15 protein-coding genes are annotated in these 16,619 nt (G+C 59.1%); 5 read left to right on the top strand and 10 right to left on the bottom strand.

Annotation, left to right across the window (positions count from 1 at the left end):
• Window positions 1–4: 4 nt before the first annotated feature.
• Window positions 5–1,840 carry a malto-oligosyltrehalose trehalohydrolase gene (gene treZ / locus E4P82_RS02470; RefSeq protein WP_169247431.1) on the bottom strand — a complete coding sequence of 612 codons (1,836 nt, stop codon included), beginning with the start codon at window positions 1,838–1,840 and terminating at the stop codon, window positions 5–7.
• Between the two features lie 128 nt (window positions 1,841–1,968).
• Window positions 1,969–4,113, bottom strand: a complete 2,145-nt coding sequence (gene glgX / locus E4P82_RS02465) for a glycogen debranching protein GlgX (protein ID WP_169247412.1) — start codon at window positions 4,111–4,113, stop codon at window positions 1,969–1,971.
• Between the two features lie 235 nt (window positions 4,114–4,348).
• Here glgX and E4P82_RS02460 point away from each other — a divergent pair, with 235 nt between their 5' ends.
• From E4P82_RS02460 to E4P82_RS02445, 5 genes are all read left to right on the top strand, one after another.
• Window positions 4,349–5,884: a 2-isopropylmalate synthase gene (locus E4P82_RS02460; protein WP_169247411.1), complete on the top strand. Its 1,536-nt coding sequence runs from the start codon at window positions 4,349–4,351 to the stop codon at window positions 5,882–5,884.
• A 9-nt stretch (window positions 5,885–5,893) separates the two neighbouring features.
• Window positions 5,894–6,466 carry a hypothetical protein gene (locus E4P82_RS23485; protein WP_420887057.1) on the top strand — a complete coding sequence of 191 codons (573 nt, stop codon included), beginning with the start codon at window positions 5,894–5,896 and terminating at the stop codon, window positions 6,464–6,466.
• A complete protein-coding gene (locus tag E4P82_RS02455; protein ID WP_420887056.1) occupies window positions 6,358–6,840 on the top strand; it encodes a uracil-DNA glycosylase in 483 nt (160 codons plus the stop codon). The genes E4P82_RS23485 and E4P82_RS02455 overlap by 109 nt, the downstream gene beginning before the upstream one ends.
• A complete protein-coding gene (rimI, locus tag E4P82_RS02450; protein ID WP_211202998.1) occupies window positions 6,837–7,304 on the top strand; it encodes a ribosomal protein S18-alanine N-acetyltransferase in 468 nt (155 codons plus the stop codon). Before E4P82_RS02455 ends, rimI begins: the two co-directional genes overlap by 4 nt.
• A gap of 240 nt (window positions 7,305–7,544) precedes the next feature.
• Window positions 7,545–7,757 carry a cold-shock protein gene (locus E4P82_RS02445; RefSeq protein ID WP_169247410.1) on the top strand — a complete coding sequence of 71 codons (213 nt, stop codon included), beginning with the start codon at window positions 7,545–7,547 and terminating at the stop codon, window positions 7,755–7,757.
• Window positions 7,758–7,876: 119 nt separating this feature from the next.
• On the opposite strand, the gene bioD is transcribed toward E4P82_RS02445, so the two are convergent.
• The 8 genes from bioD to E4P82_RS02405 form a co-directional block, all read right to left on the bottom strand.
• Complete coding sequence (gene bioD / locus E4P82_RS02440) at window positions 7,877–8,572, bottom strand: dethiobiotin synthase (RefSeq protein WP_169247409.1); 696 nt, start codon at window positions 8,570–8,572, stop codon at window positions 7,877–7,879.
• A gap of 3 nt (window positions 8,573–8,575) precedes the next feature.
• Complete coding sequence (bioC, locus tag E4P82_RS02435) at window positions 8,576–9,394, bottom strand: malonyl-ACP O-methyltransferase BioC (protein WP_169247408.1); 819 nt, start codon at window positions 9,392–9,394, stop codon at window positions 8,576–8,578.
• Complete coding sequence (bioF, locus tag E4P82_RS02430) at window positions 9,369–10,535, bottom strand: 8-amino-7-oxononanoate synthase (protein WP_169247407.1); 1,167 nt, start codon at window positions 10,533–10,535, stop codon at window positions 9,369–9,371. Before bioF ends, bioC begins: the two co-directional genes overlap by 26 nt.
• Window positions 10,532–11,854, bottom strand: coding sequence for an adenosylmethionine--8-amino-7-oxononanoate transaminase (locus tag E4P82_RS02425; RefSeq protein ID WP_169247406.1), 1,323 nt, complete (start codon window positions 11,852–11,854; stop codon window positions 10,532–10,534). The genes bioF and E4P82_RS02425 overlap by 4 nt, the downstream gene beginning before the upstream one ends.
• Window positions 11,855–11,867: 13 nt before the next feature.
• Window positions 11,868–12,860, bottom strand: a complete 993-nt coding sequence (gene bioB, locus E4P82_RS02420; RefSeq protein WP_169247405.1) for a biotin synthase BioB — start codon at window positions 12,858–12,860, stop codon at window positions 11,868–11,870.
• Window positions 12,861–13,215: 355 nt separating this feature from the next.
• Window positions 13,216–13,503: an encapsulin-associated ferritin-like protein gene (locus E4P82_RS02415; RefSeq protein ID WP_169247404.1), complete on the bottom strand. Its 288-nt coding sequence runs from the start codon at window positions 13,501–13,503 to the stop codon at window positions 13,216–13,218.
• 68 nt (window positions 13,504–13,571) lie between these two features.
• Entirely contained in the window at window positions 13,572–14,528 is a 957-nt protein-coding gene (locus E4P82_RS02410) for a putative bifunctional diguanylate cyclase/phosphodiesterase (protein ID WP_312913951.1), read from the bottom strand.
• 10 nt (window positions 14,529–14,538) lie between these two features.
• The gene (locus tag E4P82_RS02405) at window positions 14,539–16,428 is read right to left on the bottom strand and encodes a diguanylate cyclase domain-containing protein (protein ID WP_169247402.1); all 1,890 of its coding nucleotides are present in this window, start codon (window positions 16,426–16,428) and stop codon (window positions 14,539–14,541) included.
• Window positions 16,429–16,619 lie beyond the last annotated feature (191 nt).

Genomic DNA, 16,619 nt, shown 5'->3' with positions numbered 1-16,619 from the left:
ACGTTCAAGCGGAAACACCGGCGGCGTAGACCGCCACAGCGTAAGGCGGAAGGACGAGCGGGTTCGGCGCCATGCCATCGACCAGTTGCGCCGGCAAGGTCGAACCGTCGCCACCCCAGGCTGGATCAGCCGCATCAAGTTGCCTATTCCAGGGGCCAGCGCCCGGCGCGACGGTCACGGTCGCCGGTTCGGCGGCGAAATTCATCCAGACGACGACGCGGTTGTCATCGCACCAACGCCGCAACTCCAGCACGGTCGGAGCAACCACGGTCGCGGTCAGGCTGGCGTTGTCCAAGCGAGCCAGCGCCGGCAATTCCCGCCGCAACCGCAGTAATTCGCGATAGAAGGCGCGTAATTGACCGTGTCGGCCGATTTTGCCCAGATTCCATTGCAGCTTGGAATCCTCGAACGTCACTTCGGACTGCGGATCGGGCGCCTCGCCCTCGACGTGGAAGGCGGCAAACTCCTGTTTTCGACCCTCTCGCACCCCTTCGATCAATGCCGGGTCGCCATGGCTGATGAAATACAGGAACGGGCGCGGCTCGCCGTATTCCTCGCCCATGAACAGCATCGGCAGGTAGGGCGACAGCAGCACCGCTGCTGCCGCCAGTTTCAGCGCCGGAAACGGCAGTAGGCCCGATAGCCGTTCACCTAGCGCCCGATTGCCGACTTGATCATGATTCTGACTGCACACCACGAAGCGCCAAGCCGGGCAATCGTCAGGATCGTCGCCATGGAAGCGCTGGCGGTGTGGAGAGTAGTCCCAAGCGTAAACAAAGGGTCGGCGATAGACTTGGGCCAACTGTTCCAGGGCGCCGAAGTCCTCGTAGTAGCCGTGGCGTTCACCGGTAAGGATGGTGTGCAGCGCGTGATGAAAATCGTCGCTCCATTGCCCGTCCAGCCCGTAACCGCCGGTGGTGGGCGGGCGCACGATACGAGGGTCGTTGAGATCGCTCTCGGCGATGAGATAAAAAGGCCGGCCTTGGCGTTGTCCGCAGTCAGCGGCGGCTTCGGCCAGTTCCGACAGGATGTGGCGGGCACCGAAATCGTAGATGGCGTGAATCGCATCCAGCCGCAGCGCGTCGCAATGGCAGGTTTCGAACCAGTAACGGGCGTTACCAACCACGTACTCGCGGACGCCGGGGCTGTGCGGGCCGTCGTAGTTGACGGCATCGCCCCAAGGGGTGCGGTAGTGATTGGTGAAATAGGTTCCCAGCCCCCACAGATAATTCCCCTCGGGGCCAAGGTGGTTGTAAACCACGTCCATGATCACCGCCAAACCTTCGCGGTGGCAGGCATCGACCAGCCGCTTCAGGCCCTCGACCCCGCCGTAGGAATGCTGCGCCGCCCAGGGATAGACGCCGTCGTAACCCCAGTTGCGATCACCGGGAAATTGGGCAACCGGCAGCAGTTCCAGGGCATTGACCCCCAGTTCCCGCAATTCGGGCAAGCGCGGGATGATCGCGTCGAAAGTCCCTTCGGGAGTGAAGGTTCCGACATGCAGTTCGTACATCACCCATTGCGGCAGCGGTGTCGGTCGCCAACCGGCGTCGGTCCAGGCGAAAGCGTGGTCCACGACTCGCGATGGACCATGCACGCCTTGCGGCTGGCTGTGGGAAACGGGATCGGGACGGTCGGTTTCCCCGTCCCACCGGTAGAAGTACAGCGCGCCGGGATCGATGTCGGTGACGGTGGCGTGCCAGTAACCGCGCTCGTCGCGGGTCATGGGAACCAGCCGATCCTCGGGTGCAACCAAGTGAACCGCTGCTTGTTTCAACAAGGGTGCCCATAAAGTAAAAACACATTGGCGGTCGCCGCGATAATCAGCACCCAGTTTAATGGGATTCATGGGAACGATGCCTCCTTGGCGGGTCGTGGTCAGTGGATTGAGTTGCCGGTTTATCGGCAAGACATAAGACTGGAAGCTGGGCAGGATACGTATTGCGTACCCTACGGCTACGGTTACGACTATTGGTTATTGGCGCTGGATGGCCGCTGCAAGACTACCAACGCCCGGCCAGCCACCGGCACTTCCGGCGCTTCGGCCCCATAACCACGGCCGCGTTGCAAAAAGCGGGGTTGGGCAGTATCCATCACCGTCCGCCATGCCCAGTCACGCAGATCCTCGGGCAGACTGAATTCCACCGGCTCGTGATCGGCATTGAACAGCAGAATAAAGCTATCGTCGATGATCCGCTCGCCGCGCTGGTTGGGGGTGGCGATTTCCTCGCCGTTCAGAAAAATCCCAATGGCCTTGGCCAAGCCGTCATGCCATTGCTCCTCGGTCATCTCGCCGCCATCGGGGTTGAACCAGAGGATGTCGTGCACGCCGGAACCATGGATCGACTGCCCCTGGAACCATTTGCGCCGACGCAACACCGGATGTTCGTAGCGGAACGCCATCAACTCGCGCACGAATTCCAGCAGCGCCGCGTTTTCCTCCGGCAGATCCCAGTTCAGCCAGGAGATCTCGTTATCCTGACAATAGGCATTATTGTTCCCATGCTGGGCACGGCCCATTTCGTCGCCGGCCAGCAGCATGGGAACGCCCTGCGACAGGAACAGCGTCGCCAGAAAATTGCGCTGCTGGCGCTGGCGCAGATTCAACACGGTCCAATCATTCGTCTCGCCTTCAGCGCCACAGTTCCAAGAACGGTTATGCGATTCGCCGTCGCGGTTGTCTTCGCCATTGGCGTCGTTGTGCTTTTCGTTGTAACTGACCAGGTCGCGTAGGGTGAAGCCGTCGTGCGCGGTGATGAAATTGATGCTGGCGCTGGGATTACGGCCATTGGACTGATACAGATCGGAACTGCCGGTGAAACGAAAGGCAAAGTCGGCCAGCCGGCTTGATTCGCCGTGCCAGAAATCACGCACCGTGTCCCGATAGCGACCATTCCATTCCGACCACAGCAGTGGAAAACCGCCCACCTGATAACCGCCGTCGCCCACGTCCCAAGGCTCGGCAATCAGTTTCACATTCGACAGCACCGGGTCCTGGTGGATGATGTCGAAAAAGGCGGCCAGCCGGTCGACGGCGTACAGCTCCCGCGCCAGCGCCGAGGCCAGATCGAAACGAAAGCCGTCGACGTGCATCTCCAGCACCCAGTAGCGCAGACTGTCCATGATCAGCTTGAGCACTTGCGGGTGACGGACGTTGAGCGAATTGCCGCAACCGGTGAAATCCATGTAGTAGCGGGGATTGTCTTCAACCAGCCGGTAATAAGCGGCATTGTCCACCCCGCGCAGACTCAGAGTCGGCCCCATCTGGCTGCCTTCGCCGGTGTGGTTGTAGACCACGTCCAGGATCACCTCGATGCCAGCCTGGTGCAGCAGCTTGACCATGCCCTTGAATTCGCGCACTTGTTCACCGTTGCCGCCACTGGCGCTGTAGCCGAAATACGGCGCAAAGTAATTCAGCGAATCGTAACCCCAGTAGTTGCTCAAACCTTTGCTGTTCAGATGGCCGGGATGCGCCAGATAATGGTGAATCGGCATTAGCTCGACGGCGGTCACATCCAATGAATGCAGATGGGCGAGAGTGGCGGGATGCGCCAGGCCGGCATAGGTGCCGCGCAGCTCTGGCGGAATGTCCGGGTGCAGACGGGTGAAACCCCGAACGTGCAATTCGTAAATGACGGTTTCATGCCAAGGCGTGCGCAGCAGTTCGTCACCTTCCCAATCGAAATGCGGGTCGACCACCACGGCCTTCGGCATCAGCGGCGCACTGTCGCTTTCGGAAAAGGCCAGATCGTCCTCGGGCTGATCCCACGGATAGCCGAAAATGGCTTCACCAGGCTGGACATCGCCATCGAGCGCCTTGGCGTAGGGATCGATCAGCAGCTTGTTGGGATTGAAACGATGCCCTTCCTGTGGCGCGAACGGTCCATGCACCCGAAAACCATAACGTTGCCCCGGTCCGATTTCCGGCGCGTAACCGTGCCAGATGAACTTATCGACCTCCTTAAGCTCCAGTCGGGTTTCGTGATCTTGCTCATCGAACAGGCATAGCTCAACCTTGGTGGCGTTTTCCGAAAACAGCGCGAAATTGGTGCCTTCACCATTCCAATCCGCGCCAAGCGGATAGGGTTTACCAGGCCAAAGCGATTGAGACATACAATCTCCTGACTCCATGACTAGAGCTTATCATTGTAACAGGCTATCACCGGCCGTCCGGCGAAAAGCACCCCGACGCCCTAATGCCAGACGGCGCGCGCCGAGCTGGGCGTCAGCCCGGCACCACCCAACATTCGGCTGACAAACCTCGCAAAATCGCCATAATCAACCGCCATGGTCCGCCGGCTCCGCCAGCCACCGGCGCGGCGATCGAACCTCACTGGAGAACACCCGCATGAACAAACTGATTATCTTCGACACCACCCTGCGCGACGGCGAGCAAAGCCCCGGCGCGTCCATGACCAAGGAAGAGAAAGTCCGCATCGCCAAGATGCTGGAGCGGATGCGAGTCGACGTGATCGAAGCCGGTTTTCCGATCGCCAGCCCTGGCGATTTCGAAGCGGTGCGGGCGGTGGCGCGAGCGGTCAAGGACAGCGTGGTCTGCGGCCTGGCGCGCGCCGCCGACGTCGACATCGACCGGGCCGGCGAGGCGTTGAAAGAGGCGGCGGCGGGCCGTGTCCACACCTTCATCGCCACCTCGCCAATCCACATGCAGATGAAACTGCGCATGGAACCGGACCAGGTGATAGAACGAGCGGTCGAGGCGGTACGCCGCGCCCGACGCTGGACCGACGACGTGGAATTCTCGGCCGAGGACGCCGGTCGTTCGGAACTCGACTTTCTGTGCCGGATCGTCGAGGCGGTGATCAATGCCGGCGCCCGCACCATCAACATCCCCGACACAGTCGGCTACAACGTTCCCGACCAGTTCGCCCACACCATCCGCAGTCTGATCGAGCGGGTACCGAATGCCGACAAGGCCATCTTCTCGATCCATTGCCACAACGACCTGGGGCTGGCGGTGGCCAACTCATTGGCGGCGGTACTGGCCGGCGCGCGCCAAGTGGAATGCACCATCAACGGCCTGGGCGAACGAGCCGGCAACGCTTCGCTGGAAGAGATCGTGATGACGGTGCGCACCCGCCACGACGTATTTCAACTGGAAACCGGCATCGACACCACCCAGATCGTGCCGGCCTCGCGGCTGGTGGCCAACATCACCGGCTTTCCGGTGCAACCGAACAAAGCCATCGTCGGCGCCAACGCCTTCGCCCACGAATCCGGCATTCATCAGGACGGCGTGCTCAAACACCGCGAAACCTACGAGATCATGCGCGCCGAGGATGTGGGCTGGAGCGCCAACCGCATGGTCATGGGCAAGCACTCGGGCCGCAATGCCTTCCGCACGCGACTGGAGGAATTGGGCGCCAGTTTCGCAACCGAAGAGGAGTTGAACGATGCCTTCGCCCGCTTCAAGGAACTGGCCGACAAAAAGCATGAGGTGTACGACGAAGACTTGCAGGCACTGGTCACTGACGCTTATCTGACGGCGGAAAACGAGCGGGTCAAGCTGCTTTACCTGCGGGTCTGCTCGGAAACCGGCGAAACGCCGAGCGCCCAGGTCACCCTGTCGGTGGACGGCGAGGAACGCAAAGCGACTGCGGATGGCGGCGGTCCGGTGGATGCCTCGTTCAAGGCAATCGAAAGCATCTTGCAGACCGGCACCGACCTGTTGCTGTACTCGGTCAACAACATCACCAGCGGCACCGATTCCCAGGGCGAGGTGACGGTGCGAGTCTCCAAGAGCGGCCGGATCGTCAACGGCCAGGGCGCCGATACCGACATCGTGATCGCCTCGGCCAAGGCTTATGTGAACGCGCTCAACAAGGTGTTGCAACCCGCCGAGCGGGCGCATCCGCAACTGCTGTGAGCAAACCCCGTGACCGGCGACCGCAAACGCGAGTACCTAGCCGCGCTGGGCATTTCCTTGTGGCTGCCGCGCCGGCCATTGGCCGGGCATCCGCAAGCAGCGGATTCCTCGCTTCCACCCGTGGCGGAAGGCTTGGAGGCGTCCACCCTCTCGCCCAATCCCGCCGCCGCGCACCCCTCCTTTGCCGAGGAAGAGAACCCTTGGGATGGACCCCAGCCGACCAGCATGAGGGACGTGGAGGACTTCGAATCTTTACCCCCTGACGACTGGATTCCACCCATGACGGACGATTGGGAACCGGTATTCGAAACCGCCGCCGATCAGGTCTTCACACCACCCGCGCCCAGCCGTGAAGCGCGCATCGCCCGGATGGATTGGGAAGAACTCGCAACGGAAGCCCGGCAATGCACCGCCTGCGGCCTGTGCGCCACCCGCACCCAAGCCGTGTTCGGGGTCGGCGACCACAAGGCCGACTGGCTGGTGATCGGCGAGGCCCCCGGCGCGACGAGGACCGGCTCGGCGAGCCGTTCGTCGGCCGGGCCGGCAAGCTGCTCAACCCGATGCTGCTGGCGATCGGCCTGAAACGCGAGCAGGTCTATATCGCCAATATTCTGAAATGCCGCCCGCCGGAAAACCGCGACCCGGCACCCACCGAGGCCAACCTCTGCCGGCCGTTCCTGGAACGACAGATCGAGTTGATCCGACCGCGTATTATCCTCGCTGTAGGTCGCATTGCCGCCCAGAATCTGTTGGATACCGACACCCAGATCGGTAAGCTGCGCGGCCGGGTTCACCGTTTCGGTCCGGCGCAAATTCCGCTGGTGGTAACCTACCATCCCGCCTACCTGCTGCGCTCGCCGCGCGAGAAGCGCAAGGTCTGGGACGACCTGCGGCTGGCGCGACGCGCCATGACCACCGTCGCGGGCGAGTCGGCTCGGAAGCTCGCCGAGTCATGAAAGCCTTACGGGAATCCCGAGCCAGCCAGTTTCGACAAATGCTCTACGCCGATCTCCGGGAAGTGCTCTTGATCGAGAAACGCGCTTATGAATTCTCCTGGACCGAAAGCATCTTCCGCGACTGTATCCGGGTCGGTTACCACTGCCAGGTATTGGAAACCCCGCACGGCTTCATCCAAACCTACGGCGTGATGTCGGCGGCGGCTGGCGAAGCCCACATCCTTAACCTTTGCGTGCGCCCGGAACTGCGGGGACGTGGGCTGTCGCGGCGCATGCTGGAACACCTGCTCGAACTGGCGCGCACCGCTGAGGTGCAGAGCGTATTCCTGGAAGTCCGCCCCACCAACACCGCCGCCTTACGGCTTTACAGCTCCGCCGGCTTTTGCGAAATCGGCTTGCGGCCGGGCTATTACCCCGCCGCCGGCGGGCGGGAAGACGCACTGGTGATGGCCAAGGAGCTATGATGAGAACAAGAATAAAAGTAGGAATAAAAGCAAAAATGCCCTGCACGAAAATCAACTTGCCCTACCGATGGGCTTCGCCTATAGTTTTGGTGCGTATGATTTTTAAGTGGTGAATTTGCTCGTCGCTGCAACGACCGTCGGTTATTCAGTCCGTCATTTTCCCCGTCTTGAATTCGTGCGGCTTGTTCGGGTTTCCGCCCGATTGTTCCAATACCCTTAGTTCTCAGGAAATGCATCAATATGGTCACTGGTACCGTCAAATGGTTTAACGAATCCAAGGGGTTCGGTTTCATTACGCCCGATAACGGCGGCGACGACGTGTTTGCGCACTTTTCCGCGATTCAGGCGCGCGGCTTCAAGACGCTCAAGGAAAATCAGAAAGTTTCCTTCGACGTCACCATGGGGCCAAAAGGCAAACAAGCAACCAACATCAAGCCCCTGGACCAAGACTAGATTTTTCGTTCGGCTGTCCAGATTCCTAAGAAAGCCCGGTTATCCCGGGCTTTTTTTCGCATCCTTCCGCCCGCACCGCTCGTCTCCGTATCGAGCGCGAGGGTGTCGCATATCCCGCTTCAGACGGTCGATGGCGCGACAGCGAAACCCGGCAAAACCGATAAACCCAGCATCGATGCAGCCTGCTCGGAACTGTCGCCGTACGGAACCACCCCCAACAACGGTGCGTTCAGCCGGGCGCGAAGCGTGTCGAGATTCGCCTCGAAGCAGTTCATGGCCGGATCGATGCGATTGGCGACCCACCCCGCCAACGTCAACTCCCGCCGGGCGATCGCTTCGGCGGTGAGCAGCGCGTGATTGATGCAACCCAGCCGCATACCGACCACCAGCACCACCGGCAAGGCCAGCATGCGCGCCAAATCGGCCGTATCGCGGCCTTCGTCCAGCGGTACCCGAAACCCGCCCACGCCTTCCACCCACACCACGTCCGCTAGGGCTTGCAAGCGCTCGAACGCTTGCTGAATCACCGGCATCTCGATCGGCCGACCCGCCATGCGGGCCGCGATATGCGGGGCGATGAACGGATCGTACAGAAAGGGGTTGATCCAATCGCGCGGCGGCGTGATGGAACCAGCCGCCAGCAGGCGCGTGACGTCTTCATTATGTCCGTCATCCCCAACGCCCGCCGCGATCGGTTTCATGCCGACCGTGGTCCGACCTTGCCGGCGCGTGGCGTGCAACAGGGCACAGGTCACATGAGTCTTGCCGACCTCGGTATCGGTGCCGGTTACGAAAAACGCCTGCTTCATGACCATCGTTCAACCCGTTCTCGTGGCGATCAACCATACCGCATCGTAGGTCAGCGGTAGGCCAGCGGCTTCCCGCAACCGTTCGTAGCGCGCGGCGATGGCCTGCCAGGCACCACGACTCAAGGGTGTGGGGCGGCGCTGCTCGACCTCGCGCGCTCCAACCGCCTTGACCGCCCGCAGCAGGGTCCGCAAATCGGGATAATGTCGGCACACCGGCTGCCGTTGCCAAATCAGCACCTTCCAGCCGCCAGCCGCGCAATCGGCCAGCAGACGCTCGGGCGGCGCCATGGTCAGCACATGACTGTATTCATCGATCGCGGCGAACGCATGGCGCAATTCGGGGAAGTTATCGGTTCCCAAGGTGGCGACCGCCAGCGCGCCGCCGGCTTTCAGCACCCGCCTGGCCTCGGCCAGACACCAGCCGGGATCGTTCCACTGCCAAGCCAAACTGGACCAGTACAAATCGAAACCGCCGCCAATCAGCGGCAGGGCCTCGATATCGGCGCAGACCAGCGCCGCGCCGGTACCATGGGCACGAGCGGTTACCAGCATGCCGGGCGCGAAATCGATCAACGCCAACTGGGCGCGCGGCCAACGTTGCCGCAGCCAGAATGCGCCGTAACCGGTGCCGCAGCCCGCGTCCAGAATGGCTTCAGGATCGAGATCGATGCCGGCCTGCTGGAAACAGATCGCCAACCGGTCGCATACCTCCCGCTGGACATCGGCGGCGGCATCGTAGGTCGCCGCCGCCCGGTCGAAGGCTTGTCGGATGCGCTGCTTGGCCGGCAGCGCGACGGGCGGGCTAGTTAGGGCAATCGGCACAGTCATGTAGAGTCGTGATGAGGGCGTCAAGCTGACTGGCATCGTGCGCGGCGGAGAGGGAAACCCGCAAGCGGGCGGTTCCGACCGGCACGGTGGGCGGCCGGATGGCCGGCACCCACAGGCCACGCTCGAACAAACGTTCGGACAACCGCACGGCGGCTTCGTTGTCGCCGACCAGCAGCGGCTGGATCGCCGTCCGGGACGGCAACAAACGCCACGGCAAGTCGGCGAACCCGACTCGCAAGCGGGCGATCAGCTCTTGTAAATGGGTACGTCGGTCGTCGCCCGCGGCGATCAGATCCAGACTGGCCAGCAGCACGGCGGCCATGATCGGACTGGCAGCGGTGGTGAAAATGTACGGACGCGCCCGCTGCGCCAGCCATTCGATCACCCGCCGGTCGCCGGCCACGAACGCGCCGGACCCACCGGCCGCCTTGCCGAGCGTCCCCATCAGGATCAAGCGTGGCGAGGGTGGCAACCCGAAATGGGCGAGGCTGCCTCGACCAGCGGGGCCGAGTACTCCGAAGCCGTGCGCATCGTCGACCACCAGCCAGGCATCGAAACGTTCAGCCAGTTCGAACAGCTCCGGCAACGGCGCCAGATCGCCATCCATGCTGAACACTGCGTCGGTGAGGATCAGTTTGCGCCGGGCTGAGCTCCGTTCCAGGCGCTGGGCAAGCGCCTCCATGTCGCCATGCGGATAACGCAGGTGCTCGGCGCGCGCCAGCAAGGCGGCGTCGATCAGCGAGGCGTGATTCAGCTTGTCGGCGAACACGGCGTCGTCGCGCCCCACCAGCGCCGGTACGATCGCCAGATTGGCCATGTACCCGGTACCGAAATACAGCGCCCGCTCGCGGCCCACGAAGGCCGCCAACCGTTCCTCCAATGCCTGATGGGGCCGCAGGTGACCACTCACCACATGCGAGGCGCCGCTACCCACTCCCCAGCGTTCGGCCGCCGCCCGCGCCGCCGCGACCAGGGCCGGATGGCTGGCCAAACCGAGGTAATCGTTGCTGCAAAACGCGATCAGCCGCCGGCCATCGACCAATGCTTCCGGACCACAAGGCGCCTCCAGGGTACGGCGGCGGCGCAACAGGCCATCCGCCTTCAGTTGGGCAAGGCCGCTGTCCAGTTCGTCCCAGATCATGCCAGCGCGGCGTCCAGAGCCGCCACCGCGCGTTCGGCCAGCAAGACCGCTTCGTCGTCGTCGAGGATGTAGGGCGGCATGAAATACAGCGTGGTCCCCAGCGGACGCAGCAGCAGTTCGCGTTGTAGCGCCTCGCGAAAGAAACGCAACCGAAAATCGGGATCGGCGCTGTCGATATCGACGGCCCAGATCATGCCGCGTCGGCGAAAATGCCGCGCCCGTGGATGCCGCGCCAGCGGCACCAGCAGATCGGTGAACCGTTCGGCAAAGCGCCGGTTACGCGCCAATACCTCGTCCTCGGCGAAAATGTCCAGGGTCGCCAACGCCGCTCGGCAGGCCAGGGTATTGCCGGTGTAAGAGTGGGAATGCAGGAAAGCACGAGTGTAGCTGTCGTCGTAGAAGGCGCCGTACAAGTCATCGGTGCTCAGCACCACCGACAACGGCAGGTAACCGCCGGTAATGCCCTTGGACAGACAGAGCAGATCGGGGCGGATGCCGGCCTGTTCGTGGGCGAACAGGGTGCCAGTGCGACCGAACCCGACCATAATTTCGTCGGCGATCAGATGGACCCGGTACCGGTCGCACAAGGCACGAGCCCGGCGCAGATACTCCGGGTCGTACATCACCATCCCGCCGGCGCCCTGCACCAGCGGCTCGACGATCAACGCGGCGACTGATTCATGCCGAGCCGCCAGCATCGCTTCCAGTCCGGCCGCGGCGCGGCGGGCAACATCGGCGGCTGTCTCTCCAACCTCGGCCTGACGGGCATCGGGAGAAGGGACCGCGATGGCATGATGCATCAGCGCTCCATAGGCTTCCTTGTACAAACCGATATCGCTGACTCCCAGCGCGCCCAGCGTCTCGCCATGGTAGCTGCCGGCCAGACAGAGGAATTCCTGCTTGCCGGGCTGACCGTGATTGCGCCAATAATGATGCGACATTTTCAGGGCGATTTCCACCGCCGCCGAACCGTCCGAGGCGTAGAAACAATGGCCCAGCTCGCCGCCGGTCAGAGTGGACAGCCGCTCCGACAGTTCCACCACCGGCGCGTGGGTGAATCCGGCCAGAATCACATGTTCGAGCCGGTCAAGTTGATCCTTCACGGCGGCGTTGATACGCGGGCTGGCATGGCCGAACAGGTTCACCCACCACGAACCGATGGCATCCAGATAGCGCCGGCCTTCGAAGTCGTACAGCCACGCGCCTGCGCCGCTGGCCACCGGTATCAGCGGCAGCTCCCCGGAGTCGTGATACTTCATCTGGGTGCAAGGGTGCCAAACCGCTTTCAGGCTGCGATTCAACCAGTCGGCGTTGGTCATGGGCGGTCGTCGTTCAGATGCCGTGCAATCCGAGCTTGTCAAACAGCGTGTTATCCAGAGGCGTTTGCGGATTGCTGGTGGTCAGCAGGTGGTCACCGTAGAACATCGAGTTGGCCCCGGCCAGAAAGCACAACGCCTGTTCGGATTCACTCATCTGTTCCCGTCCGGCCGACAGGCGCACGTAGCTGCGCGGCATGGTGATGCGAGCGGCGGCAATGGTGCGGGCAAACTCGAAAATATCGATCGGATCGCTGTTGGCCAGCGGCGTGCCGGGAATCGGCACCAGGTTGTTGATTGGTACCGATTCCGGCGGCGGATCAAGATTGGCCAGCTTGGCGATCAAACCGGCGCGATGCCGGCGCGATTCGCCCATGCCGACGATGCCGCCGCTACAGACCTTCAGACCGGCCTCGCGCACGTTCCGCAAGGTGTCCAGGCGATCCTGATAAGTGTGCGTGGTGACGACATCCCCGTAAAACTCCGGGGCGGTATCGAGATTATGGTTGTAATAGTCCAGCCCGGCTTCCTTCAACTGTTCCGCCTGACCGTCCTTGAGAATGCCCAGGGTTACGCAGGTTTCCAAGCCGAGCGCCTTGACGGCGCGGACCATCTCCATGACCGCCGGCAAGTCCTTCTCCTTGGGACCGCGCCAAGCCGCGCCCATGCAGAAACGACCGGCACCCTGTTCCTTGGCTGCCTTGGCCGCCGCCAGCACTTCTTCGGTGGACAACAGACGCTGCGTCTCCAGCCCGGTCTGGTAGCGTTTGGACTGCGAGCAATAACCGCAATCCTCGGAACAGTTGCCGGTCTTGATCGACAGCAGGCTGGAACGCTGCACCGCGTTGGGATCGAAATGCTTGCGCAATGCTTCCTGGGCCAAAAACAGCAAATCGGCGAAAGGCAGTTCGAACAGAGCCAAAACCGATTCGACGTCCCAGCGCGGAGCGGAAGAAACCGGTGGCCGAGCATGGGTTTCGGCTTGGGAAAGTAGAGCGGTATCGTTCATGGGTGTAATTCTCAAGGATGGTCTACGTGAATCGCTGATAAAGCTTCGGAAACGTGGCGAGGCGGGTATCGAGGGTCACGGCGCCGCAACGGCGCCGCCTGCCGCTACCCCCTCTTTAGCGGCTCTAAGATAGCATTCCCGGTCTGGAAAACCATCCCCCAACGCCCTCGGCACGAGGTCTACCACGCCACAACGAACGCGCCGGAAAACATAGGATGCGGGATAGCTGACCGATCCCTTTGCGAGCCTGGCAAGCGGGTGCCCGAACTCGCGACTACGTCAGGGTGCCTTGCAAAACGGAAAGGCCACCGAGCTTGGATGCGGCGACCGAAAACGATCGCCCATCCATCAACGGCTATCCGTGAGCGATTCGCTTCTCCGTGAACAGGTAATCCTTGAGCTCCTTGTCAAACGTCGGGTCTTTCCTACGAATCCATTCCAGCACCATGGCAGCATGTTCCTTTTCCTCGTCCCGATTATGAACGAGGATCGCTTTCAGATCCTCATCTCGGCAAACATCCACTCTCTGGTTGTACCAATCCACCGCTTCCAGTTCTTCCATGAGCGAAATGATCGCGCGATGCATGTCCCGTGTGTCATCGGAAAGTTCCGAAATCGGTTCGTGATAACCTTCATGAGCCATTTTGCTTCCTCCTAATCATCTGAACAAATGCGGGTTTGCACAACTGCACTCCATACATTTACAGAGTATCAATGTGGCAAATTTTCTTCCAGTATACTCGTTACTGGAACAGGCCGCCCAATATGATATCCTTGGGCATAGTCAATTTTATATTTATCGAGCAAAGCAAGTGTTTCCTGGTCCTCCACATATTCGGCAACCGTCTTCTTACCGAAGGCATGGGCTATTTCCGCCATGGCCTTAACCAGGATCTGATCATCTGTACGCGAGCTAAGTTTTCGGATGAACGAACCATCAATTTTGATCAGGTCAAATGGCAATTCCTTTAAATATTGGAACGAAGCGAATCCTGTTCCAAAATCGTCCAGCGCAAAACGGCAACCGATCTCGTTGATGGCCTCCATAAATCGACGAGCCGCCACCAAATCTGAAATTGCAGCCGTTTCGGTCATTTCGAATATGATTCGCTGAGGAGCAAGCCCGGTTTCCTGCAAGAGCTGTTTGAGATAGCTCAGTAGATCAGGGTTGTTAAATGCATGAGCAGATAGATTTATGGTAAAGATGACTCGCAATCCCTGTTTTTCCGCAAAGAATTGATAATGGATTGCCTTCGACATCACCATACGATCAATGGAGTGAATAAGTCCTGACTTTTCCGCGACTTCGATAAATTGGCCTGGCAATATTATCTCTCCATCGTCACCCTGCATTCTTAAGAGTATTTCGTAATGAGAGACTGTCCGGTCGTGAACCCCTAAGATCGGCTGGGCGTACAGCAGAAAGCAATCGTTGACGAGTGCGTGCTCTACCCGTTGCTTCCAAAGCACGCGAGTACGCATGAGTCGCTGGCTCTGATCATCACCCGATAGGAGATGCCATCCGCCGCGCCCACTATCCTTGACTCGATACATGGCGAGATCTGCTTGGGCCAGCAACTCTTCGATATTGTTGCCATGCTCCGGAAATAGCGCGATACCGATACTGGCCGATAATTTGTGTATTTGATCCTCGACTTGAAATTCTATTTCACTGATGCTAGCAAGAATTTTTTCTAGTCACTTGCACCGCTTCTTCGCTCGTGGCCTGGGTGAGGATCACCGCGAATTCATCGCCTCCCAAGCGGCCGATTACATCAACTTCACGCAGGATGCTAGGAAATAGCTCGCCGAGCCGCTGGAGTAGACGGTCTCCCGCGCCATGGCCGCTGGTATCGTTGATATACTTGAATTGATCCACATCTAGAAACAGCAATGCTCCACTATGCCGATAGCGCTTGGCCGTCGCAATCGCCTCCTTGAGCTCATGCTCAAAGCGGCGTCGGTTGTAAAGACCGGTCAGCGGATCGTGATCTGCCAGCCAAGCCAGCCGCAATTCAGCATTTTTCCTAGCGGTGATATCCATTCCCACTGATAAAATTATTGGATCGTCATCTATTTGGTTTTTGAGGCGAGAATGATACCAAATTACATTACGAATACTTCGATCATGGCAATACAGATCGCACTCCATTTCGACATGCTCTCGCATGCCAGATACCAACTCAGATAATTTTTCCTGAATATTATCGGCACTCTCCTTATATGAAAGAAGAGTAATAAATGGCCGCTCCTTCAACTCCGCAAGACTATAACCAGTAATCATTAAACCATAAGGATTAATCCTCAGAATATTATTGAACCGATCCTGAGTCAAAATGATAGTCTGGGCTGTCTCCAGGATATGGTTCACAAAGTTGCGCTGCTGTGTAATCTCGGTCATTCGTTTGGAAAGATCCCGTGTTCTCTCCACCGCTTCATCGTTCAATACTTCGAGTTGAAGTGAAAGAGCAATCGCCGTATCGTTTAAAACACTCACCTCATCTCTAAAGAACTGTGTCTGTCTTGTTGCCGTGATCGCTTCGCGAACCTTGGAGAAGGCACCGTCGGCAAGCCAAGGCAAATTGGCGGCCGCGCGGCGCAATCGGGACATGGGTGCCCATAGTATTGCCAATAGTAAGAGTTCTGAAAGAATCAGCCCAATTGTTCCCAAAGTAATGTTACGCTGGAGTGCAGATCGGATTTTCACCATCGCATCGCTAACATCGGCAACTATCACCAAATATGCATCTGTCCACTCACCAAAACCAACCAATGGAAACAGTCGAACTTCGAATTCACGATTATTTATGTTGATATAAACCGATTGTTTAGCGCTGTCGGACAGCGTATTTTCTCGAGTCGCAATACGCAAAATTTCGATGTTAGTACGCATATTGCTAAGCGCTGCTATCTTGACGCCCCATTGCTGGAGCCAGCGTTCATCATCGCCGTTCTTAGAGGTTTTTCTAGTCTGTTCGACAAGCAAGCCGAGATCGGTACCGGAAACTTGCTGAAAATCGAGCACGATATCCGCCAGTGACAATCCCAATACCAACGTACCACCGACACCCAAGATGGGTACAATAGCATATTGTAGACAAGTCTCGGAGCAATCAAGCAGGCTAGCTGGGCTCTCTGTGGTTGCGACTTGCCTACTCACTTGGGCGAGGGTTGTCCATGTGCTGGATCCTGGTTCCAGGCCATGCATTGCCAGAAAGTGATTGCTCGAAGAGACAAGCGCGATGCTTTCCATCCCTAAATCCAACTCCAGAACCGCTGCCAGATGCTCAAATGTAGCTATCATCTGCTTCTGATTTGGATCAATAGAGTCAACATGAGTTCTGAGCAAGGAAGCGATTATCGTACTCCATTGCCGTAGTTGTTTACTCGACTGCTCCAGCAATCCTTGAACCTGACGGGCATACTGGTTCTGCGATTCTGCACGGCGTTGTTCGAATTGGTTGCGTAATTCAATATAGTTGATGGTTACCAATGCGCCAGTCACCACGACAAGGGCTACACTGCTTAGTAGTAAAGCTTTCCATTTGAGACTCAAAAAAAAAGCCATGGCGTGTCGGCGGGATCATTTTCTACTATACCTTGGATAGTCGGAGTGATCCAAAAAAACCGCATCTTGTCTCAGCGAAAACTTATGCCAATCTGGTGCAGTAAAAAACGATATATTTAACCATAAACATTAAAATAAATCATTAACCTTCAGAATCTATATTTAAAATTGATAACCAACTGCCATGGAAA

The sequence above is a fragment of the Candidatus Competibacter phosphatis genome (genome assembly GCF_012939995.1).
Taxonomy (GTDB): Bacteria; Pseudomonadota; Gammaproteobacteria; order Competibacterales; family Competibacteraceae; genus Competibacter; species Competibacter phosphatis.
Note: the sequence above shows the minus strand (reverse complement) of the source record. Positions and strands in the feature narration are given on the sequence as shown.